Origin of the sequence: Vibrio sp. Hal054 (assembly GCF_037162405.1) — a bacterium.
GTDB lineage: Bacteria > Pseudomonadota > Gammaproteobacteria > Enterobacterales > Vibrionaceae > Vibrio > Vibrio diazotrophicus.
Map to the genome: position 1 here is coordinate 2771476 of NZ_JARLUT010000001.1, position 20443 is coordinate 2791918.

The window sequence follows — 20443 nt, forward strand, 5'->3', positions numbered from 1 at the left end:
GTCACTACATAACTCTTCACAAGTATGTTTAAGGTAAATACCGTTTTGGATTAACAGACTTACCTTGATAACGAATTTCAAAGTGTAGACGAACACTGCTCGTACCGGAGCTGCCCATTGTTGCTATTTTTTGGCCAGCTTTAACACTTTGTCCTTCTTTAACCAACAGCCGGTCATTATGGGCATAAGCACTTAAATAATGCTCATTATGCTTTACGATGATTAAGTTGCCGTAACCTCGTAATGCATTACCCGAATAGACCACGGTTCCAGCAGCAGTAGAAGTAATGGATTGACCTCGCTGTCCTGCAATGTCGATACCTTTATTCCCTTGATCCCCTGCTGAAAAGTTTTTAACAACTCTCCCTTTCGTTGGCCATAACCACTTATCGACTTTATCGTTTTGTGGCTTGGGTTTACTTATAGTTTTGTTAACATTTTGTTGAGTATTAGAACCAACATACTCTTTTGTTTTCGATTGATCAATCGTCTTATTTGGATCTTTTTTGACCGAACTTTTCGATTTGTTAGCTTGAACAGCATTAGAATTTTTGCTCGATTTCGGGGGAGAAACCGACGTTGATGTGGCTGCAACTGCCGCTGGAACACTAGATGTAGTAGCAACCACTGCACCAGCCCCTGTACCACCGTAAGCAGGTGCAGTGTATGCCGGACGCCAAAGTCTTAACTTTTGACCAGGATGAATGGTGTAAGGAGGAGTGAGTTTATTGTAACTAATTATATCGTTTACATCTTTGTCTGTGACATAAGCTATAAAATACAGCGTATCACCACGGTTCACTTCATAGTAACTACCACGGTAACTACCACGCCCAATTTCTCGATAGTCTTTCTTTAGCCCAGAAACTGGCGCAGGAGAGCTTGCTGTACAGCCTAACAATAGGCCACACAGTCCACACGCCAATAATGTCTTAAGCTGAAAACGCTTCATTACGCTAAGTCACCAGCGACTAAAGGAACAAAACGCACCGTTTCTATTAGCTGAGAAATAAACTCATCACCTTTACGAATTATCTTGTACAACTGCTGCTCATCCTCACCGACAGGGATGACTAAACGCCCTCCGTCAGCAAGCTGATCCAGCAAAGCTTGTGGCACTTTCTGTGCCGCTGCCGTCACGATGATCGCATCAAATGGGGCTTTTGCTGCCCAGCCCTGCCATCCGTCGCCATGTTTAGTCGAGATGTTATAAATATCGAGCTGCTTTAGACGACGTTTCGCTTCCCATTGCAAAGATTTAATCCGTTCAACAGAAAACACATGCTCAACTAAGTGAGACAAGATCGCGGTCTGATAACCAGAGCCAGTCCCTACTTCCAACACTCGGCTATTTCGTTGCAGTTCGAGCATTTGAGTCATTTTTGCAACAATATACGGCTGAGAGATAGTTTGCCCCTGACCAATCGGCAGAGCATTGTTGTCATACGCCTGATGAACCATTGCTTGAGAAACGAAGTATTCACGAGGCAACTGATGTATTACCTGCAACACTTGTTGATCAGTAATACCGTTTGCTAATAAAAACTGAATTAATTTATCGGCTTTTGGATTAGCCATCAGTTCTGTCCTTTAACCAATGATCCATACTACCTAAAGACTCATGAGCGGTAAGATCTACCTGCATTGGAGTCAGGGAAACAAATCTATGCTCAATGGCATAGAAGTCAGTCCCTTCACCGGCATCTTGCTCTTTACCTGGAGGGCCTAACCAATAAATATCATGACCTCGAGGATCTTTCTGCTTAATCATGCTTTCTGCGTGATGACGAGCACCTAATCGCGTCACTTGGGTACCGGCAAGTTCTTCAAATGGGACATCTGGAATATTCACGTTCAATAAACGATTAGTTGGAATAGGTCGACGCAGATGTTGCTCTACCAATTGGCGGGCAATTTTTCCTGCTGTAGAAAAGTGTTGGTTTCCAACTAACGAAAAAGCAATCGACTGAACACCGAGGAAGTGACCTTCCATTGCAGCGGCAACAGTACCAGAATAAAGAACGTCATCGCCAAGGTTTGCGCCATGGTTGATTCCGGTTAACACCAGATCCGGCATTGAATCTTTAAGCAGTTCATTCAACGCGAAATGGACGCAGTCCGTTGGCGTACCTTGTACTGAATATGTATTCGGCGCAACTTTAGAAACACGCAGTGGCTGTTCTAATGTCAGAGAGTTCGACGCACCAGAGCGGTTTCGGTCTGGTGCAACAATAATAACTTCTGCGAGATCCGAGATAGCAGCCGCTAGAGCATGGATGCCATCGGCAAACACGCCGTCATCATTGCTTAACAGTATTTTTAGTTTCTTATCACTCATAAACACGCTCTACAGGAATCTCTTCTATTAGTTCTCTCACTATCGAAGTTGCAAAACTGCCAGCATCAAGGGCGAATTTTAACGTAATAGAATCACCATCCACTTGCCAACTCAAATCTTGAGCTTTCAAAGCTATTGCTCTGCGATCATGACGCATGCGATTACCGCGAATCAGCTTCATTAAGTCTTCTTCAGCATCGATAAAGTGCTGCTCAATCTTCTGCGCTTCTGCTTGTGTCGGCAATGCGTTATCACCAGCTAAAGCCGCAGAAATCTGTGCTTTATCTTGCTCAAGCAGTTGGTTAAATTCAGCAATCTTATCTGCACTCACCAACGTTTGCTCACCGTTAACCAGAGCGATATCACCGTCGATGAAACGATAGAAACAGTTTTGCTCAATACGCGAAGAAACAATGCGGTTGAATATCCATGAACGAGCAGTAGACAGATAAAGACTACGTTGATTCTGGTTACGAGTACGGACGTTTTCACGCCCCCAACGGCGAGCTTCTTCTAAATTGTTACCATCTTTACCAAAACGCTGATTACCGAAATAATTAGGCACACCTTGTTTTGCCACCACTTCCAAACGTTTAACCACTTCTTCAACATCGGTGACTTCTGACATAGTGACTTCGAAGTAGTTACCCGCTAAGTCACCCGGACGTAACTTTTTGTTGTGGCGAGTCATCGTTAGCACTTCAATGCTCGGATGCTGTGATTGAAACAGCGCAAGATTCGGAAAACCCGCTGTAGGTAAATGAACACTTAACCATTGTTCTGTCACTGCATGGCGGTCTTTCAAGCCTGCCCAGCTAACATCTTTTGACTTTACGCCACACGCTTTAGCCAGTTCATTCGCAACAAAACTGGTATTTTCACCCGTCTTACGAATAGAAACCATGAGATGCTCACCGCTACCCGTAAACTCATACCCCAGATTTTCAACGACTTTAAAATCTTCTGGTTTAGCTTTAATTTTGCCTTTCGCTGTGGGTTTACCACACAAGTAAGCGAGTGAAGATAGAATATCTGTCATTTTCGACTCTTTATGCTTTCATCAGTAGTACAACGGCTTCACACGCAATGCCTTCTTTGCGGCCAGTGAAACCTAAACGTTCAGAAGTCGTTGCTTTGACATTGATATTACCAATATCTGTTTCTAGATCCTGAGCAATAGCCGCACACATCGCTTCTATATGAGGAGCCATTTTAGGTGCCTGAGCAATAATGGTGACGTCCGCGTTTCCTAGGCGATAGCCCGACTCTTTTACTCGACGATAAACATCTTTCAACAGTTCACGGCTATCTGCTCCTTTCCATTTATCATCAGTATCCGGAAAGTGCTTACCAATATCACCCGCAGCAATCGCGCCGAGCAGCGCATCACATAACGCATGCAAAGCAACATCACCATCAGAATGTGCAATTAAACCTTGTTCATAAGGAACGGCAACTCCGCCAATAATGACAGGGCCTTCACCACCAAATTTATGCACATCAAAACCATGGCCAATTCGTATCATGCTTATTCCTTATTTCGGCTCAAATAGAACTCAGCCAACGCGAGATCTTCTGGCTGAGTAATTTTTATATTATCTGCTCGGCCATTAATTAAAGCCGGGCTTAAATTCAATCTTTCGAACGCGGATGCTTCATCGGTGATATTCGCCTTACTCGCTAACCCATCAATCAAAGCTTCGCGCAAAGGTAGAGTGCGGAACATTTGTGGCGTCAAAGCATGCCAGAGATTCGAACGTTCAACCGTATGATCTATATTCTGCAGCTCATCGCTACGCTTCATCGTATCTCTAACTGGAGCGGCGAGAATGGCGCCAACAGAGTGATTTTCAGCACATTCGATGAGTCGTGTAACATCCAGCTCTGTGAAACAAGGGCGAGCCGCATCATGAACGAGAACCCATTCACTGACTTCATGTTTACAGATGTAATTCAATGCAGAAAGAACGGAATCTGCTCGTTCCTTGCCGCCGTTAACTCGAATAACTTGAGGATGGTTAGCAAGTGCTAACGTAGAAAAGTAAGGGTCATCTTCGCTGACGGCAACAACCACTTTGGAAACTTTCGGATGCTCTAGTAGCTTGGACACGGTGTGCTCAAGTACGGTTTTTCCCAAAAGTTTTAAATATTGTTTCGGACGGTCGGCTTGCATCCGACTGCCAACGCCCGCAGCAGGGACAACCGCAATGATTGATTTATCCATTAACGATTATCCTCTCCGGTAATACGGTAAAAAGTTTCTCCACTTTTCACCATTCCTAATTCATGACGAGCTCTTTCTTCAATCGCATCAAGGCCTTGTCGCAAATCATCAATTTCCGCGAACATCTCTTGATTACGTTGATGTAAGTTAGTGTTCACTTGCTCTTGAACTTCTATCTCTGCCGCAACAGCATGATAATCAGATATTCCGTTCTTCCCCTGCCATAAGCTGTATTGTAGAAAACCAAGCAGCAGGGTTAATGTCACCGCAAGTACTCGCATTACTTTCACACTCGTCAATATTGATAAAAAATCGGTGTATATAGAAGAAAGGCCGAATAAAAACGGCCTTTTTGTCAATTTGGGTAGAAACGCCCTATTTATACCATAAGCCCCCTTTTCAGGCGACTAACGGCTTAATAGAAAGGCAAATAACCCGACACCTAAAATCAAACGGTAAATTACAAATGGGGTCATACCCATTCGAGAAATAAGCTTTAAGAAAAAGAAAATACAGATATAGGCGCTAACAAATGACGTCAAAATACCTGTCATCAAGAATCCTAGATGGATTGGTTCACCACTGGTAACCAGTTTCAAACCTAGGTAGCTTCCCGCCAGTACGATAATCGGAATCGACATTAAAAACGAAAAACGCGCTGCCGCTTCACGAGTAAAACCAAGATAAAGAGCCGCAGTAATGGTAATACCAGAACGAGAGGTCCCCGGAATCATTGCCACCGCTTGTGCGAAACCGATGAAGAGCGCTTTCTTCCAACCCGCTTGATACTCATTAATATTCTGTTTAGCAGCTTTATCAGCGTACCAAAGAAGAATACCGAAAATAATGGTAGTAGCAGCAATAACCCAAGCGCTGCGTAAGTAGACTTCGATGACGTCTTTCATCACCAAGCCAAAAATACAAGCTGGTATAGTCGCTAAAATAATGCACCAAGCTAAGTTTGCTTCTTTGCTTCGATCTCCTTTGAAAATAGAGGCAAAAAATGCGCTTAACAATGCTTTAACTTCGTTTCTAAAGTAAATCACAACCGCAGTTAGGGTGCCGACATGAACAGCCACATCAAACGCTAAACCCTGATCAGCCCAACCTAATACTGCCGATGGCAAGATAAGATGTGCAGAGCTGGAAATTGGCAAAAATTCAGTAAAACCCTGAATTAAAGCCAACATAAAAGACTCGAAATAACTCATTATTTTCTCTTACTTGATACTAAACCAGAGGGGAACTGGTTTTAGTTGTTCTAAAAGTTCAGCGTTTTGCCAGACCTTTTCGATAGACAAATCTGTTCCCGGAATATTGAGTTCGGGGCATAACTCATACAAAGGCTGTATCACAAATGGATATTGATAAATATCCGGACGCGGGACAACAGGTGAGCTTGGGGATATGACATCACCAAACAGAATAATATCCATATCCAGTGTACGATCTTGATACTTTTTCGCATCAATATCGCGCCCCCAACGATACTCAGCGTCTTTTAAACACTGCTGAAAATCGTGTAGAGACAATGAAGTTTTTAACTCCACCACTAAATTGAAAAAAGGATGACTATCAAACCCTTGAGCTGGGCACTCATATATCGTTGAAAGACGTAATTCGCTTCCCACTAGGCTCAGCTCTTGAATTCCCGCTTCAATATGACGGCGCCGTTCTATGTTAGAACCTACGCCAACATAGGCAGTGATCATAATGATCCTCTTTCGATGATCACTCCTACACCTTTCGCCTGCGGAACTGCACCCGGTTTTGTTAGTCGAATACGAATCCAAGGCACACTAAAGCGTTGCATGATTAAGCTAGCGACTTCTTCTGCCACCCTTTCAACCAATAAGAAACGGCCTGATTCAATATGTTCAATCACAGCTTGGCTGACTTGAGCGTAGTCTAGAGCATGCGCAACATCGTCGCTGTTGCCTGCTGGCTTATTGTCATGAGCCATTTCCAAATCGAGAACCAGTTTTTGCTTAATGGTCTGTTCCCAGTCATAAACCCCTATTGTGGTAATGACTTCTAGCTGCTCTATAAAGACTTTATCCATCTTCTATCGAATTCCTTCCAACAGTTACACTCAATTACAGGTCGGATACCTATATTGAGTAAAAAAACGTACTATCGTCGCCAATCGCGATATCATATACGAAACCGCGTTTAGATGGGTAAAGCAAACAGAATTTTTACTTAAAGACACTCATGCCAGCTTGAAGTTACCAGTCGCATGGGTATAACAAAACAATGTAAAGCCCAGTTCAAAAAAATCACCGTATTGAGGCAATAATGACGCCATTGGCACTAATAATGATAATTTCCGCTTATTTACTGGGGTCGATCTCCAGTGCGGTGCTGATCTGTCGTTTATTACGCCTACCAGACCCCAGAGGTGTCGGTTCAAATAATCCGGGCGCTACAAACGTATTACGAATTGGTGGAAAAAAAGCCGCTGCTGCTGTGTTACTGTGCGACATGCTCAAAGGCACGATTCCTGTTTGGGCGGGTTACTTTCTAAAAATAGATCCACTTATTTTAGGTTTGGTTGCCATCGCGGCATGCCTTGGTCATATGTACCCAATTTTCTTTCACTTTAAAGGTGGGAAAGGTGTCGCTACCGCTTTAGGTGCTATCGCCCCTATCGGATTAGATTTAACAGCCATGATTATGGCGACTTGGCTATTTGTGGCGGTCATTTTCCGCTATTCATCTTTGGCCGCGATAGTCACCGTGTTGCTTGCCCCTCTTTATACATGGCTGGTGAAACCCCAATACACTCTGCCAGTAGCCATGCTCTGCTGTTTAATTATCTTGCGCCATCACCAAAACATTAAGCGTCTCTTTGCCGGAACTGAACCTAAAGTCGGCGAAAAAAAGAAAGCTTAATCACTTAGTTACACAGGCTCCAAGCATAAAAAACGGCCGCAATTGCGACCGTTTTGTTATTCGGCTTTGTTACTCAATCGGTGTCAATTGATCAATTGGCCAGCGAGGACGAGCTTCGACACTCAAATCTGTCACGTCACCATTCTTCAAACGCTGCATACCAGCAAACGCAATCATGGCACCGTTATCAGTACAAAACTCGGTACGTGGGTAATACACTTCACCACCGATTTTTTCTGCTAGCTTAGCTAAATCAGCGCGTAACTGTTTATTGGCACTTACACCACCGGCAATAACAATTCGCTTCATGCCAGTTTCTTCCAACGCACGTTTACACTTAATCACCAGCGTTGAACAAACTGCATCTTGGAATGCATAGGCAATATCGGCACGAGTTTGTTCATCGTCACCGTTTGCTGCAATGGTATTAGCCGTAAAAGTTTTCAGGCCAGAAAAGCTCATATCTAAACCAGGGCGATCCGTCATAGGACGAGGAAACTTAAAGCGCCCCGGTGTGCCTTTTTCTGCTAAGCGTGAAAGCAAAGGACCACCAGGATAATCCAATCCCATTAGCTTCGCGGTTTTATCAAACGCTTCACCCGCCGCATCATCAATAGATTCGCCAAGAATGCGGTACTCACCAATACCTTTTACTTCAACCATCATGCTGTGACCACCTGAAACAAGCAGTGCAACAAATGGGAACGGAGGTGGATTGTCTTCCAACATTGGCGCGAGTAAGTGGCCTTCCATATGGTGTACAGCTACCGCTGGAACATTCCACGCGTAAGCAATACTGCGTCCAATGGTTGCACCAACTAATAAAGCCCCTACTAGACCTGGTCCTGCTGTATATGCAACACCATCAATGTCTTTAGGCGTTAAATTCGCTTCTGCCATTGCCGCCTTAATAAGAGGTATGGTTTTCTTAACGTGGTCACGCGAAGCCAGTTCTGGCACAACACCGCCGTAGTCAGCGTGAAGTTTAACTTGGCTATAAAGCTTATGTGACAGCAATCCCTTTTCGTCGTCGTAAATCGCTATACCCGTCTCATCACAAGAGGTTTCAATACCAATAATACGCATATTTTTCTCAGCACACTGCCATCTAAAATTTCAAATTGGCGCAATGTTACAACGGCTTCGCTTCACAAACAAATTTTGTACAGAGGCTAAGCGACAAAGTACTTTACAAAGGCACAACGATCGGATTAAAATTCCGCACCATTTTTGATCTAGCTGATTAAAGACCAAACGAATAAGAAACCTTGTTGATTTGGTCACTGAATATCAGCATTAACGAATAACCCCTGAGGTGAAAGGCATATGCCAGTAGTTAAAGTACGTGAAAACGAACCGTTCGACGTTGCACTACGTCGTTTCAAACGCTCTTGCGAAAAAGCAGGTATCCTTTCTGAAGTGCGTCGTCGTGAGCACTACGAAAAACCAACTACAGTTCGCAAACGCGCTAAAGCAGCAGCTCAAAAGCGTCACGCTAAGAAGCTTGCTCGCGAAAACGCTCGTCGCGTTCGCCTGTACTAATAACTTTTCCTAACTAAGGAACGAGTTATGGCTCTTATTGATAATCTCAGAGAAGAGCAAAAATTAGCGATGAAAGCCAAGGACAAAGCGCGCCTTGGCACTATTCGTTTAGCCCTTTCAGCAATCAAACAACGTGAAGTTGACGAGAAGATTACTCTGACCGATGACGATATCGTTGCAGTGCTGACAAAAATGGTTAAACAACGTCGCGACTCTGTATCGCAATACGAAGCAGCAAATCGTTTAGATTTAGCTGAAGTGGAGCAAGCAGAAATCACTATACTTGAGGAATTTATGCCTCAACCATTGAGTGAAGAAGAAGTGTTAGCACTGATTGAAGGTGCTATCGCAGAATCCTCTCCAACGGGCATGCAAGACATGGGTAAAGTGATGGCTATCTTGAAACCACAAATTCAAGGGCGTGCAGATATGGGTAAAGTCAGCGGTTTAGTTCGCGCTAAGCTGGCTTAATCCAGAACTCTATTGCAGCAAGCCGTGCTATTCTCTGAATGCACGGCTTGTTTGTATCTAAGGTCTGTTGACCTTGCACATTCGTTTTTATCTTTTTTTTAGGTTTTATGGCAGGACAGATCCCTCGTAGCTTCATCGATGACCTCCTAGCTCGACTTGATATTGTCGATGTTATCGACGCACGTGTGAAACTTAAAAAAAGGGCAAAAACTACGGTGCATGTTGTCCGTTCCACAATGAAAAAACCCCGTCATTTAGCGTAAGCCAAGAAAAGCAGTTCTATCACTGTTTCGGCTGCGGCGTGCATGGCAACGCCATCGACTTCATGATGGAGTACGAACGTCTTGAGTTTCCCGAAGCAATTGAAGAATTAGCTTCATCTCTCGGATTAGAAGTACCCAGAGAAGAGCGCTCAAATAGCGGTTTTAAAAGTAATACGCCAAAAGTCAGCAGTGACGAAAAACGTAATCTTTACGATTTAATGGGCAGCATCGCTCAGTTTTATCGTCAGCAACTTAAAGTTCCTGCTAACCGCCATGCCATTGAATATTTAAAAAATCGCGGTTTATCCGGCGAGATTGTTCAAAAGTTCGGTATTGGCTATGTGGCTGACGAATGGGATTTAGTTCGTAAGAATTTCGGACAACAAAAACATGCACAAGACATGCTAGTTTCTGGCGGCATGTTGATAGAAAACGACAACGGTAAACGCTATGACCGTTTTCGAGGCCGCGTTATGTTCCCTATTCGGGATCGTAGAGGCCGTGTAATTGGCTTTGGTGGTCGTGTGATTGGTGATGGTTCGCCTAAGTACTTGAACTCACCAGAAACGCCTATCTTCCACAAAGGCAAAGAGCTGTACGGACTTTATGAAGTTTTACAGGCTTACCGTGAACCACCGCAGATCCTAGTGGTCGAAGGTTATATGGATGTGGTTGCTCTGGCTCAATATGGCATTGATTATTCCGTAGCTGCTCTAGGAACATCAACCACAGGTGACCATCTACAATTGCTGTTCAGACAAACCAATACTGTGGTTTGCTGTTATGACGGTGACCGTGCAGGGAAGGAAGCGGCATGGCGAGCACTGGAAAACGCGCTTAGCTATCTGAAAAGTGGCAACATATTAAAATTCCTGTTCCTTCCAGATGGCGAAGACCCTGACAGCTTTGTTCGTAAGAACGGTAAAGAAGCATTTGAAGAAATGGTTCTAAATGCAGAACCATTATCAAAATATCTGTTTTCTAATTTGCTTACCCAAGTAAATGTAGGTAACAACGAAGGCAAAGCCGCATTAGAAGCGCTTGCTCTTCCTTTGATCAATAAAGTACCTGATGAGTCCATGCAAAATCAGCTACTTAAGATTTTAGGCCAAACGACCGGGATTTATAAAAAGCCAACATTGCCGACGGATTCTAAAACTAGACCTCAGCCGCATAAAGAAATAAAGCGAACACCGATGAGAGATGTCATCGCTTTGCTTCTTCAGAATCCGAGCTATGCTGATATGGTGCCAGACCTTTCTACAACACAAGGTTTGGACATTCCGGGACTGAAATTGTTAACAGAAGTGCTTGAAAAAATGCCGACAGCATCCCAATATAAAAACGGGTCAATTGTTAGAGCATTGGCGAAACACAAAAAACGAGGCACTGTTGTCTCGACTTGCAAGCTGGGATATCCCGCTTGTAGAAGATAATCAAAACGAACTATTTTTTGACTCATTGGACAAAATTATTGCCCAGTGCGTAGAGAAACAAATTGAAAACCTGCTGGCTAAATCAAGAAGTATCGGTTTATCAAGCGACGAAAAAAGGGAGCTTCAAGAACTCATGAGAGATTTGAAAGCGTAACCCTGTTTGAATAGTCAGCAACAATTTAATTTGTTATTATCCGTGGTTTGCATTTCGCATACTATTCCTTCACCAGATACGAAGTTGGATACCGTCTATGGATCAAAATCCGCAGTCACAGCTAAAGCAACTTGTCATTCGCGGCAAGGAGCAGGGCTATCTGACCTACGCCGAAGTAAATGACCACCTACCAGCAGAAATCGTAGATTCTGAACAGGTAGAAGATATTATTCAGATGATCAACGACATGGGTATCAAAGTTGTAGAAACTGCCCCTGACGCTGATGATCTAGCTCTTAATGATGATGAAACCATCACCGATGAAGACGCAGCTGAAGCTGCTGCTGCTGCGCTGTCTAGCGTAGAAAGCGAGATTGGTAGAACAACTGACCCTGTTCGTATGTATATGCGTGAGATGGGTACAGTAGAACTACTAACTCGTGAAGGTGAAATCGATATCGCGAAGCGTATCGAAGATGGTATTAACCAAGTACAAAGTGCTGTTGCTGAATACCCTGGAACTATTCCATACATTCTTGAACAATTTGACAAAGTTCAAGCTGAGGAACTTCGCCTAACCGATATCATTAGTGGTTTTGTAGACCCAGATGATGTTGAAAGTGAAGCACCAACAGCAACACACATCGGTTCAGAGTTAACAGGTTCAGACCTAGATGACGAAGACGACACCGATGATGAAGATGAAGACGAAGATGGCGACGACGATAGCAGCGATGATGAAGAAGTTGGTATCGATCCTGAACTTGCTTTAGAGAAATTTACTGAACTTCGTAATCAATATCAGAATCTTCAACTTGCTATCAACGAGCATGGCGACAACAGCCCCAAAGCTCAAGAAGCGACTGAACTTGTGTTAACGGTCTTCCGTGAATTCCGTTTGACACCTAAGCAGTTCGATCATCTTGTAAATACGCTACGCAATTCTATGGATCGCGTACGTACACAAGAACGTCTGATCATGCGCTCTGTTGTTGAAAAAGCTAAAATGCCGAAGAAATCATTTATTTCGGTATTTACTGGCAATGAATCTGATGAAGCTTGGTTTGACCAAATTCTTGCATCGGATAAGCCATACGTAGCCAAGATCCGTGAAGATGAAGAAGATATTCGTCGTTCAATTCAAAAGCTACGTATTATCGAACAAGAAACATCTTTAACGGTAAACCGTATTAAAGATATCAGCCGTCGTATGTCTATTGGTGAAGCGAAAGCTCGCCGTGCGAAAAAAGAGATGGTTGAAGCGAACTTACGTCTGGTTATCTCTATCGCGAAGAAATACACCAACCGTGGCTTACAATTCTTGGATCTTATTCAGGAAGGTAACATCGGTCTGATGAAAGCGGTAGATAAGTTCGAATATCGTCGTGGTTACAAGTTCTCAACTTATGCAACTTGGTGGATCCGTCAGGCAATTACTCGTTCAATTGCAGACCAAGCTCGTACGATCCGTATCCCTGTGCACATGATTGAAACGATCAACAAACTGAACCGTATCTCTCGTCAAATGCTACAAGAAATGGGACGCGAGCCTCTGCCGGAAGAATTGGCAGAACGTATGCAAATGCCGGAAGATAAGATTCGTAAGGTACTGAAAATTGCTAAAGAGCCAATCTCAATGGAGACACCAATCGGTGACGACGAAGATTCGCATCTAGGTGATTTCATTGAGGATACCACTCTAGAACTACCACTAGATTCTGCAACGGCAACCAGCCTACGTGCAGCAACTCGTGACGTTTTGGGTGGCCTAACACCTCGTGAAGCAAAAGTACTTCGCATGCGTTTCGGTATCGATATGAACACTGACCACACTTTGGAAGAAGTAGGTAAGCAGTTCGATGTTACTCGTGAACGTATCCGTCAGATCGAAGCAAAAGCACTACGTAAGCTTCGTCATCCAAGCCGCTCAGAAACTCTGCGCAGCTTCCTAGACGAGTAAGATAGTAGCGAGCTTTCATAAAGCATTGAATAAAAGGTGAGCGACAGCTCGCCTTTTTTATTATCTACAGTTCTAAGTGGATAAAAACTAAGCGCTATTACCCAACTTTGCGTCTAGACACACCCCAACCCTTCCCCTATAATCATTGACCTATTAGGCCCCTTAGCTCAGTGGTTAGAGCAGTCGACTCATAATCGATTGGTCCCCAGTTCAAGTCTGGGAGGGGCCACCAAATTCCGATAAGGCTTATGGAGAAATCCGTAAGCCTTTTTTCGTTCTAGTCGGGTCTATATCCGGTCCGCGATTACTTCCGGTAAGCTCTGGTCCATTAGGTCAGCCGAAACTCTCCACGTAGTCACACTTCCCCTATCAGAGTGATATACAGCATCAGAACCTTCTCTCGTCTGTACAGCACGAATTAGAGCAGATACATACCACTTAACACCAGACCTAAACCTCAGAAAAACTCCGCACTGGGTACTTTTTCCACGATGGAGCAAACGACTTTCCAGCTTACTAAAGACGACAAAGAGATCCAGTCAGAAGTATTGATCACCTCTGACGATGAGATTTTTGGCACCATCATCAGCCAAAGAATTGAGAATGATCCCAATCTACATAAAGTACTCATTCCCTACTGTGGAAACCCTGTGATGCGGATAATTATCATCGACAGCAACACCCAAAAAGCTCTGGTAATTAATAACCTATCTCAACTCAGTTGATTTTCTCTTCACAATGACGGATGTGATTGTTTAATGAGGCTCAGTATAACCGAGCCTTCTTTATACCTTTCCTTCTTTACCCCATCCCACATTCATCATTTTGCAAAAAATCCGACATCAAAGACTCACATAACTGCAGCTTAGGTGAAATATTAACCTTCTAGCATGGGCTCATAATACAAGTATTGTGAGGTTAACATGCTGTCTAAAAGCCCTTTTAAATTGCCACGAAAAACGCCGTTTGGTTTAGGTGAAAACCTAGCAGAATGGGCAACGGGTTTAAGTCAACTTGATAAATTCTATGCACAGCGCCCTGCAGGGTGCGACACTCGCCAGTTCCTGCGCTTCACGCTCGAAATTTTAGGTATTGATTACCAACTGATTAAAGGTTCACTTAACAACGTACCGCAAATTGGACCAACGGTTGTGGTTGCCAACCACCCACTAGGCTGTGTTGAAGGTGTGATATTGGCAGAGATGCTTCTTACGATTCGAACTGACGTTCAAATACTGGCAAATCAATACCTTAAAACAGTCCCAGAGCTGGACTCCCTGTTTATTGGTGTCGATGTATTTGAAACAGATAAAGCACGTAAAGCTAACTTACAAGCGATGCGTCAGGCACATAAGCATTTAGAGCAAGGCGGCTTATTGTTGATGTTCCCTGCTGGCGAAGTCTCTCAGTTGGTAGACAGCAAACAACGCCGATTGGAAGATAAAGAGTGGAGCCAGTCTGTTAGCCGACTGATCAAAAAACACAAAGCAGCAGCAGTGCCCGTTTATATCGAAGGTCACAACTCGACTCATTTCTATATGGCAGGGAAAATACATCCGCTGCTCCGCACCGTAATGCTCGGTCGCGAATTGTTGAATAAAAAACAAACCTGTATCGACATCTCGATTAGCGACCCAATTCACTACAAAGAAATGCAACATCTTTGCGATCAGCAGTTGGTCAATTACTTACGTTTGAACACCTACCTGCTCGGTGCAAAAAAACACTGTCGCGAGATAAAACCAACTTAGATGAGACTTCACAACCTATAGCTGACAGATTACCGCTTGTTGAACTGCTTGAAGATCTTGAAGCACTTCCTTCATCAGCACACTTGCTTAGCCTTAACGAATTTGATGTTTACTGTACTCAGTCCGAAAATATCCCTTCTTTAATGCATGAGATTGGACGCTTGCGTGAAAAGAATTTTCGTCAAGTAGGCGAAGGGACTGGGATGGCGTTAGATGTGGATGAGTTTGACCGCGAGTACTTGCATCTTTTCATCTGGGACAGAGAACGAGATGAAATGGTAGGCGCTTATCGCTTGGGGCTGGTAGACAAAATTGTGGCAGCCCAAGGTATTCAAGGGCTCTATTCCAGCACCCTATTTAATTACGATCCGCGCTTTCTAGAAAACATGGGCAACGCTATAGAGCTAGGGCGCTCGGTGATTGATGAGTTCTACCAGAAGAGCATGTCACCTTTGCTTCTGCTCTGGAAAGGGATTGGCGCATTTATTCATAGAAACCCTCAATACACTCACCTGTTTGGCCCCGTCAGCATCAGCAATGATTACAGTGAACAAGCCCGACGCTTGCTGGCAGACACAATGACACTGCACTTCTACGATAACGAGCAAGCTAACTTTGTCGCGGCTTCAAACCCATTGCCTATGATACAAGCACAATGGAATGCCAGTTTGTTAACTTCCTTAGCTGATTTACAACTGCTCTCGAGAGTCATTGCTCGTATTGATGAAGGGAAAGGTATTCCAGTGCTATTACGTCAGTATTTAGGCTTAAACGGAAAACTGGTCAGCTTTAACGTTGACCCCGCCTTCAATGATGCCTTGGATGGTTTGATTGTGGTAGATTTACATGATGTTCCGATGAAAACTCTAGGCCGTTATATGGGAGTGAAAGAAGCGGAAGAGTATTTGAAAGTGTCGGCATCAACTTCCCAATAACAATCACTTCCTAATATTAAAATCCCCGAGCAGTAAAACTCGGGGATTTTTCGTTCTTTGTTTTTACTAATAACTAGAATTAACGTCTAGAACTCATACTTAGCAGTAAGAGAGAAGTTACGTTTTGCTTGAGTAAGATCTTTATCTTCTGCACTCAGGCCACGAACATCGTTCCAGTTGTAATATTCTTCATCAGTGAGATTGAAGATACCAGCACGTATAGTTAGGTCGTTAATTGGCTTGTAGTAAGCAGTAATATCGACGACAGTCGCTGCATCGATTGGTAAGTAGTCACCATCAATATCGCTCTGTTTCTTCTTCGCTGTATAGGTCAGGTTAATGGTTGTACCCCATTGATTGACCGAATCATAACTAACGCCCACAACAGTATTCCATGGGTTAATACTATTTAGCGGATTACCTTCCCCGTCCTCACCTTCAGTATAAGCAGCTGCAACACGTGAACTAAAGCCTTCAACTGGCATGAAAGCATCCCATGACAACTGGTTGGCAAGCTCTACGCCTTTGATGGTTGCTTTCTCAATATTGATTGACTGGTAAACAGCATTCCTTGTTTGGAAGCTGCCTGAAACTAATTGATTATCAATAAAGTTATCGTAATCACTGTAGAAAACCGCGATTTCGTTACTCATTAAATCTGAGTTAAAACGCCATCCAGCTTCATAAGAGATACTCTCTTCCGCTTCTAAATCAGGGTTCGGTTTATTAACGTATCCATAAGTCGGGTTGCCGTAAGAGTAATACAATTCCTCGAAATCTGGAGCACGGAAACCTTGGCTGACTTGTGCAAACAAGCGATGTTGCTCCGTCAGTTTGTAAACCGTTCCTAAACGAGCAGTAACAGCTGAATCAGAGTAGTTTTTATATTCACTGGCATCATTTTGACTTGGGTTCGCACTGGTATCGCCCGGTTTAGTTTCGAATGAGTCAAAACGAAGCCCTGGCGTGACAATGAAATCATTCCAAGAAACTTCGTCTTGTACAAACATGCCGTAACGCGTTTCTGCTGCTTCAGGAATATAGAAAATAACTTGGTCACTACCTACAGAGTTGAACTCTTGGTTAGTATTAGCAATATCTTTGTCTGAGAAAGACGCGCCATAAACTAAGTTGTGCTCAGCACTGCCTATTACAAAAGACTTATCAAACTGAGCATCTAGCTGGATGCCTTCATCTGAATAAATGTAATCTTTCTTTTGCACGTTCCCAGTTCGAGTTGATGTGCGATCAGTGATGCCATTTTCTTCTTTGTTCATCCAATCAAGCTGCCAGGTAATTCGGTCAGCCAATAGAACTTCTGCATCCCAAACATGCTTAATACCAACTTGATATTGTTCAGTTTCGTCGCTACCAGATGCATTCTGATACCCACTAAAAGTCAGTGACTCCAAGTCGTTCTTGTTGCGAATATAGTTTCCAGAAAACTCTAACCGATGAGCTGGATTTAATTGGTACTGCAGTTTCACCAATAGATTATTAGCACTGCTATCTTGTTCATCTGGTTGACCAAAATTATCCACTTCCTGACCATCTCGTCGGGTATAAGCAACCAGCGATTCAAAATCACCCATCTTATTTGCTAATGCAATAGACTCACTGAAAGTTTTATCCGAAGAAGAGTAGTTGAGTTTTGCATAACCGCCGAAATCACGACCTTTTAAAATATCTGCTGGGTCTTTGGTTTCAAACGCGACAATGCCACCAATGGCATCAGAACCTTGTAAAGACGAAGCTGCACCTTTGACGATCTCAACGGCTTTAATCATATCGGTATCAACATCAACGCGAGACGAGTTAACAAACGTCGCACCAGAATCAAATTGATTTGGTTGTGCTACCCCATCAACGATGACTTTGATGCGGTTTCCTTCAATACCGCGAATATTGATACTTTGCACACCTTGCCGAGCATTGGTTTGCAAAGTGACGCCCGGTGTATATTTAAATAGGTCTTCAACATCTTCGACCATATTGTGTTCAATAGCCTCTTCATCAATCACGGTAACTGATGCAGCGGTATCAATCGTTTGAGTATTTAGACGCGTTGCCGACACAACGACTTCGTCAAATGAATAGGTAGTTTCTTCTGCAACAGCAGGCGCTGATAGCAACGCGCCGATAACTATCGCAAGCGGAGTTTGCTTAATCATTATTATGTCCATGTTTAAATGTTAAGTGAGCTCAGTGGTTTCCCTGAATTTGAAGTGCACGAATCCAAGCGGCGTTCGCACGCGAGCCGCTTCGAGGCATCAAAATTATGGGAATATTGTTATTAGTTGAGCTGAGATTTCAGATTATGTCTTTACTTAGTAAGCATTGGCTTTTAAGTATTAGTTATTGCTCCATACGCTCCTTTTCAGCTTTCACATGCCCTTCTGTTAAATGAACAAAATCGAGCATGTCATTGCCGGAAATAACAAACGCTTGTCCGAACCCTTTGACGTAACGTCCTGATTCAGGCACTAAGCGGTAAAGATTGAAGTCACCTAGCTGGCTTAAATTATCAATTATCTCTCCAAAACGAGCTTTTAGCGCGGCAACACCTTGGACCCAATCTTCGGTCTGTCTTTCAACAAGTTCTGCGCGCGTGTCGAAAGTCAGTCTCTTACGGGCGTAAATGTTCTTACATTCACTTTCATCTTCGATCATTAAAATCGAAACATTGCGGTTCGTTTTTAAGTTCTGCCCATGAGCGGCAATATCACTCACGAGGATATAATAAGCTTTGCTATCAAACGCGAATGGCGCATAGGTGGCGTTCGGAATACCGGCAGCGTTAATGGTTGCTAGCTGTAAGGTTTTGCGAGAATCACGAAACTCACGAACTTCTGGCTCTAATCGACCTTGCAGACGTTCACGACGAACTTCTTCTCGTTGAACATTTTCTTGTGGCTGACTTTCAATATTCACGCGGCAAACTCCTTTTTCATTTGCTTAAACGCTTCTACCTGCTGCGGGAAAAGCTGACGTTTTTTGTCTCGACCTACGTACACTTTAAATACGCAATCCCCATCGGAATTGAAGAAACCAATATAGTAACTTTCCATGCCTCGGAATGGCTTACTCACAAACGCGATATGTTCTACGAGATCTAAGCGAAGATGACCATGCAGTTCGCCCTCTCTTCCCATTAAGTTATAGTAGCCGTGCGCTTCTTTGCCTTTCGGGAAATTGGCTTTGGTTTCAAAGATCGAGCCGAAAGAGTGAACAATAGTCGTAACACTTCCCCACTCTGGTAACTGTTCTAAAATAGTCTGGGCGTGTTCACCTGCTACTCGCGTAACCATCTCGTCAGGCAGAGCAAAAGTAATGGCGCCTTCGCTTAACCCCAATTGCTGAGACATGTTAAATACTGGGGTAGAGTCATCTTCCGACAACGCTGCTGTCACTTTGTGTTTTACTTCTTCTTCGGAAAAAGTGGTGTACATGTTTACTCCTAGTTACGCTTTGGCATTCAAGTAGTTACCACTACTATTGAACAAGTCATTCGCCAAATCCCAACTCAAAATGTTTAATTCATAAAACGAAAATCGGATGAGTGGCTATCATACCCAGTCATTTTAACAATGCAAATGATATTTGATATCATTTGCATTTAAGAATATTATCATTTTTAACATTCTTTGATAGATTCATTAATGGCTGAAAATGACAAAGCTCCGTTATCTCATTGCTGGCTTAATAGCATGCCTAATACACGGTATTGCGCTGTCGTACACCCCACAGAAAAACACAATTAATGTCTCGACTAAGGAAGGAGCGCAATCTTTTCAAATTCAGCTGATGACTATGTCTGCCATTAAACCTGAGATTGAAATCGAAAATAGCATCACGGAAAAAACAGTAACAGCAACGCCGCCAAAGGAACAAAAAACAGCGGAAGTTGAACAAAAAAAAACTCAAGCTCCAGCGCCAGTCCGTAAGCCAAATACAAAAGCCGCTTCTCTTCTCCCGGAGAAAAGTACCCCTAGTAAGCAGAAAAAAGATCACGCTAGAAGCAAAACCCCTACTCCAATCGTAGAACAGAAACCACTAAGCAAGCCCGAAAAGAGTGTATCCAAAGCTGAAGAGCACGTTTCTGTTCAACCTTCGAAGGAAGAACCCGAAACAACCCAAGCCGAAAAGCGACAGCACACTCCACCAGCAAAGGTAAACGCACAAGACAGTAAACCTATGTTGGTGAAAAAGCCTAGATTTAACGCAAAACCGACGCCTGTGACCTATCCAAGGATCGCAAGGAAGAAAGGCTTAGAAGGCAAGGTTCTGATTGAGGTGTGGCTTGACGAACAAGGTAATCAGATCAAGCGATTACTGCTTGAATCCAGTGGTCACCACGTACTTGACGAACGGGCCCTAAGCACGATTAAAGAATGGCGTTTTTCAGATCAGCTAGAGCAAGGGCAAGCCATCGCTCATCGGGTACAAATTCCAATTAATTTCCAATTACAGTAGT

Annotated in this window: 20 protein-coding genes, 1 tRNA gene and 2 pseudogenes; 9 read left to right on the forward strand and 14 right to left on the reverse strand. The window is 43.5% G+C overall.

What is annotated here, in order from left to right:
* Positions 1 to 28 precede the first annotated feature (28 nt).
* The 10 genes from P4S58_RS12860 to folB all read right to left on the reverse strand — a co-directional run bounded on the left by P4S58_RS12860 (position 29) and on the right by folB (position 6624).
* On the reverse strand, positions 29 to 952 hold the full coding sequence (locus P4S58_RS12860) for a peptidoglycan DD-metalloendopeptidase family protein (RefSeq protein WP_042480594.1): 924 nt from the start codon (positions 950 to 952) through the stop codon (positions 29 to 31).
* Positions 952 to 1578 carry a protein-L-isoaspartate(D-aspartate) O-methyltransferase gene (locus P4S58_RS12865; protein WP_042480597.1) on the reverse strand — a complete coding sequence of 209 codons (627 nt, stop codon included), beginning with the start codon at positions 1576 to 1578 and terminating at the stop codon, positions 952 to 954. The genes P4S58_RS12860 and P4S58_RS12865 overlap by 1 nt, the downstream gene beginning before the upstream one ends.
* Positions 1571 to 2338: a 5'/3'-nucleotidase SurE gene (surE, locus tag P4S58_RS12870; RefSeq protein WP_337164204.1), complete on the reverse strand. Its 768-nt coding sequence runs from the start codon at positions 2336 to 2338 to the stop codon at positions 1571 to 1573. The genes P4S58_RS12865 and surE overlap by 8 nt, the downstream gene beginning before the upstream one ends.
* Positions 2331 to 3377, reverse strand: coding sequence for a tRNA pseudouridine(13) synthase TruD (gene truD / locus P4S58_RS12875; protein WP_102955398.1), 1047 nt, complete (start codon positions 3375 to 3377; stop codon positions 2331 to 2333). The genes surE and truD overlap by 8 nt, the downstream gene beginning before the upstream one ends.
* A 10-nt stretch (positions 3378 to 3387) precedes the next feature.
* Complete coding sequence (gene ispF, locus P4S58_RS12880) at positions 3388 to 3864, reverse strand: 2-C-methyl-D-erythritol 2,4-cyclodiphosphate synthase (RefSeq protein ID WP_112403333.1); 477 nt, start codon at positions 3862 to 3864, stop codon at positions 3388 to 3390.
* Positions 3865 to 3866: 2 nt separating this feature from the next.
* Positions 3867 to 4562 carry a 2-C-methyl-D-erythritol 4-phosphate cytidylyltransferase gene (ispD, locus tag P4S58_RS12885; protein ID WP_337164205.1) on the reverse strand — a complete coding sequence of 232 codons (696 nt, stop codon included), beginning with the start codon at positions 4560 to 4562 and terminating at the stop codon, positions 3867 to 3869.
* Positions 4562 to 4843: a cell division protein FtsB gene (gene ftsB, locus P4S58_RS12890; RefSeq protein ID WP_042480612.1), complete on the reverse strand. Its 282-nt coding sequence runs from the start codon at positions 4841 to 4843 to the stop codon at positions 4562 to 4564. The genes ispD and ftsB overlap by 1 nt, the downstream gene beginning before the upstream one ends.
* Before the next feature lie 126 nt (positions 4844 to 4969).
* A complete protein-coding gene (locus P4S58_RS12895) occupies positions 4970 to 5773 on the reverse strand; it encodes an undecaprenyl-diphosphate phosphatase (RefSeq protein WP_042480616.1) in 804 nt (267 codons plus the stop codon).
* Positions 5774 to 5782: 9 nt separating this feature from the next.
* Positions 5783 to 6274 (reverse strand): 2-amino-4-hydroxy-6-hydroxymethyldihydropteridine diphosphokinase, encoded by a 492-nt coding sequence (folK, locus tag P4S58_RS12900; RefSeq protein ID WP_102967123.1) that lies wholly within the window; start codon positions 6272 to 6274, stop codon positions 5783 to 5785.
* Complete coding sequence (gene folB, locus P4S58_RS12905; RefSeq protein WP_102943022.1) at positions 6271 to 6624, reverse strand: bifunctional dihydroneopterin aldolase/7,8-dihydroneopterin epimerase; 354 nt, start codon at positions 6622 to 6624, stop codon at positions 6271 to 6273. The genes folK and folB overlap by 4 nt, the downstream gene beginning before the upstream one ends.
* 236 nt (positions 6625 to 6860) lie before the next feature.
* Here folB and plsY point away from each other — a divergent pair, with 236 nt between their 5' ends.
* Positions 6861 to 7457, forward strand: a complete 597-nt coding sequence (gene plsY / locus P4S58_RS12910) for a glycerol-3-phosphate 1-O-acyltransferase PlsY (protein ID WP_042480627.1) — start codon at positions 6861 to 6863, stop codon at positions 7455 to 7457.
* Positions 7458 to 7526: 69 nt separating this feature from the next.
* Here plsY and tsaD read toward each other — a convergent pair whose 3' ends face one another.
* A complete protein-coding gene (gene tsaD, locus P4S58_RS12915) occupies positions 7527 to 8543 on the reverse strand; it encodes a tRNA (adenosine(37)-N6)-threonylcarbamoyltransferase complex transferase subunit TsaD (RefSeq protein WP_102955394.1) in 1017 nt (338 codons plus the stop codon).
* A gap of 240 nt (positions 8544 to 8783) precedes the next feature.
* Between tsaD and rpsU the strand changes: the two genes are divergently transcribed.
* The 7 genes and pseudogenes from rpsU (at position 8784) to P4S58_RS12950 (ending at position 15969) form a co-directional block, all read left to right on the forward strand.
* Positions 8784 to 8999: a 30S ribosomal protein S21 gene (rpsU, locus tag P4S58_RS12920; protein ID WP_001145625.1), complete on the forward strand. Its 216-nt coding sequence runs from the start codon at positions 8784 to 8786 to the stop codon at positions 8997 to 8999.
* A gap of 27 nt (positions 9000 to 9026) precedes the next feature.
* Positions 9027 to 9470, forward strand: coding sequence for a GatB/YqeY domain-containing protein (locus tag P4S58_RS12925; RefSeq protein ID WP_102967121.1), 444 nt, complete (start codon positions 9027 to 9029; stop codon positions 9468 to 9470).
* Between the two features lie 107 nt (positions 9471 to 9577).
* Positions 9578 to 11323 (forward strand): annotated as a pseudogene (gene dnaG / locus P4S58_RS12930) (DNA primase).
* A 97-nt stretch (positions 11324 to 11420) separates the two neighbouring features.
* Positions 11421 to 13283 (forward strand): RNA polymerase sigma factor RpoD, encoded by a 1863-nt coding sequence (rpoD, locus tag P4S58_RS12935; RefSeq protein WP_337164206.1) that lies wholly within the window; start codon positions 11421 to 11423, stop codon positions 13281 to 13283.
* Between the two features lie 156 nt (positions 13284 to 13439).
* A tRNA-Ile gene (locus tag P4S58_RS12940) sits at positions 13440 to 13515 on the forward strand.
* A 259-nt stretch (positions 13516 to 13774) separates the two neighbouring features.
* On the forward strand, positions 13775 to 14008 hold the full coding sequence (locus tag P4S58_RS12945; protein WP_102955392.1) for a hypothetical protein: 234 nt from the start codon (positions 13775 to 13777) through the stop codon (positions 14006 to 14008).
* A gap of 198 nt (positions 14009 to 14206) precedes the next feature.
* A pseudogene (locus P4S58_RS12950) lies at positions 14207 to 15969 on the forward strand (lysophospholipid acyltransferase family protein).
* An 86-nt stretch (positions 15970 to 16055) separates the two neighbouring features.
* Here the strand turns inward: P4S58_RS12950 and P4S58_RS12955 are convergent.
* The 3 genes from P4S58_RS12955 to hutX form a co-directional block, all read right to left on the reverse strand.
* On the reverse strand, positions 16056 to 18140 hold the full coding sequence (locus P4S58_RS12955) for a TonB-dependent hemoglobin/transferrin/lactoferrin family receptor (RefSeq protein ID WP_337164207.1): 2085 nt from the start codon (positions 18138 to 18140) through the stop codon (positions 16056 to 16058).
* Between the two features lie 184 nt (positions 18141 to 18324).
* Positions 18325 to 18900 carry a heme utilization protein HutZ gene (gene hutZ / locus P4S58_RS12960; RefSeq protein ID WP_102955389.1) on the reverse strand — a complete coding sequence of 192 codons (576 nt, stop codon included), beginning with the start codon at positions 18898 to 18900 and terminating at the stop codon, positions 18325 to 18327.
* Positions 18897 to 19418 carry a heme utilization cystosolic carrier protein HutX gene (gene hutX, locus P4S58_RS12965; protein ID WP_102967105.1) on the reverse strand — a complete coding sequence of 174 codons (522 nt, stop codon included), beginning with the start codon at positions 19416 to 19418 and terminating at the stop codon, positions 18897 to 18899. Before hutX ends, hutZ begins: the two co-directional genes overlap by 4 nt.
* A 220-nt stretch (positions 19419 to 19638) precedes the next feature.
* Here hutX and P4S58_RS12970 point away from each other — a divergent pair, with 220 nt between their 5' ends.
* Positions 19639 to 20442, forward strand: coding sequence for an energy transducer TonB (locus tag P4S58_RS12970; protein WP_337164209.1), 804 nt, complete (start codon positions 19639 to 19641; stop codon positions 20440 to 20442).
* Position 20443 lies beyond the last annotated feature (1 nt).

Bases quoted from the DNA above. Each gene is read 5' to 3' on its own strand.
- P4S58_RS12865 (WP_042480597.1), bottom strand. From the start codon at position 1,578: ATGGCTAATCCAAAAGCCGATAAATTAATTCAGTTTTTATTAGCAAAC.
- truD (WP_102955398.1), bottom strand. From the start codon at position 3,377: ATGACAGATATTCTATCTTCACTCGCTTACTTGTGTGGTAAACCCACA.
- P4S58_RS12860 (WP_042480594.1), bottom strand. From the start codon at position 952: ATGAAGCGTTTTCAGCTTAAGACATTATTGGCGTGTGGACTGTGTGGC.
- P4S58_RS12945 (WP_102955392.1), top strand. From the start codon at position 13,775: ATGGAGCAAACGACTTTCCAGCTTACTAAAGACGACAAAGAGATCCAG.
- surE (WP_337164204.1), bottom strand. From the start codon at position 2,338: ATGAGTGATAAGAAACTAAAAATACTGTTAAGCAATGATGACGGCGTG.
- folB (WP_102943022.1), bottom strand. From the start codon at position 6,624: ATGGATAAAGTCTTTATAGAGCAGCTAGAAGTCATTACCACAATAGGG.
- P4S58_RS12970 (WP_337164209.1), top strand. From the start codon at position 19,639: ATGACAAAGCTCCGTTATCTCATTGCTGGCTTAATAGCATGCCTAATA.
- rpoD (WP_337164206.1), top strand. From the start codon at position 11,421: ATGGATCAAAATCCGCAGTCACAGCTAAAGCAACTTGTCATTCGCGGC.
- tsaD (WP_102955394.1), bottom strand. From the start codon at position 8,543: ATGCGTATTATTGGTATTGAAACCTCTTGTGATGAGACGGGTATAGCG.
- hutX (WP_102967105.1), bottom strand. From the start codon at position 19,418: ATGTACACCACTTTTTCCGAAGAAGAAGTAAAACACAAAGTGACAGCA.
- folK (WP_102967123.1), bottom strand. From the start codon at position 6,274: ATGATCACTGCCTATGTTGGCGTAGGTTCTAACATAGAACGGCGCCGT.
- P4S58_RS12925 (WP_102967121.1), top strand. From the start codon at position 9,027: ATGGCTCTTATTGATAATCTCAGAGAAGAGCAAAAATTAGCGATGAAA.
- ispF (WP_112403333.1), bottom strand. From the start codon at position 3,864: ATGATACGAATTGGCCATGGTTTTGATGTGCATAAATTTGGTGGTGAA.
- rpsU (WP_001145625.1), top strand. From the start codon at position 8,784: ATGCCAGTAGTTAAAGTACGTGAAAACGAACCGTTCGACGTTGCACTA.
- plsY (WP_042480627.1), top strand. From the start codon at position 6,861: ATGACGCCATTGGCACTAATAATGATAATTTCCGCTTATTTACTGGGG.
- ispD (WP_337164205.1), bottom strand. From the start codon at position 4,562: ATGGATAAATCAATCATTGCGGTTGTCCCTGCTGCGGGCGTTGGCAGT.
- P4S58_RS12955 (WP_337164207.1), bottom strand. From the start codon at position 18,140: ATGATTAAGCAAACTCCGCTTGCGATAGTTATCGGCGCGTTGCTATCA.
- ftsB (WP_042480612.1), bottom strand. From the start codon at position 4,843: ATGCGAGTACTTGCGGTGACATTAACCCTGCTGCTTGGTTTTCTACAA.
- P4S58_RS12895 (WP_042480616.1), bottom strand. From the start codon at position 5,773: ATGAGTTATTTCGAGTCTTTTATGTTGGCTTTAATTCAGGGTTTTACT.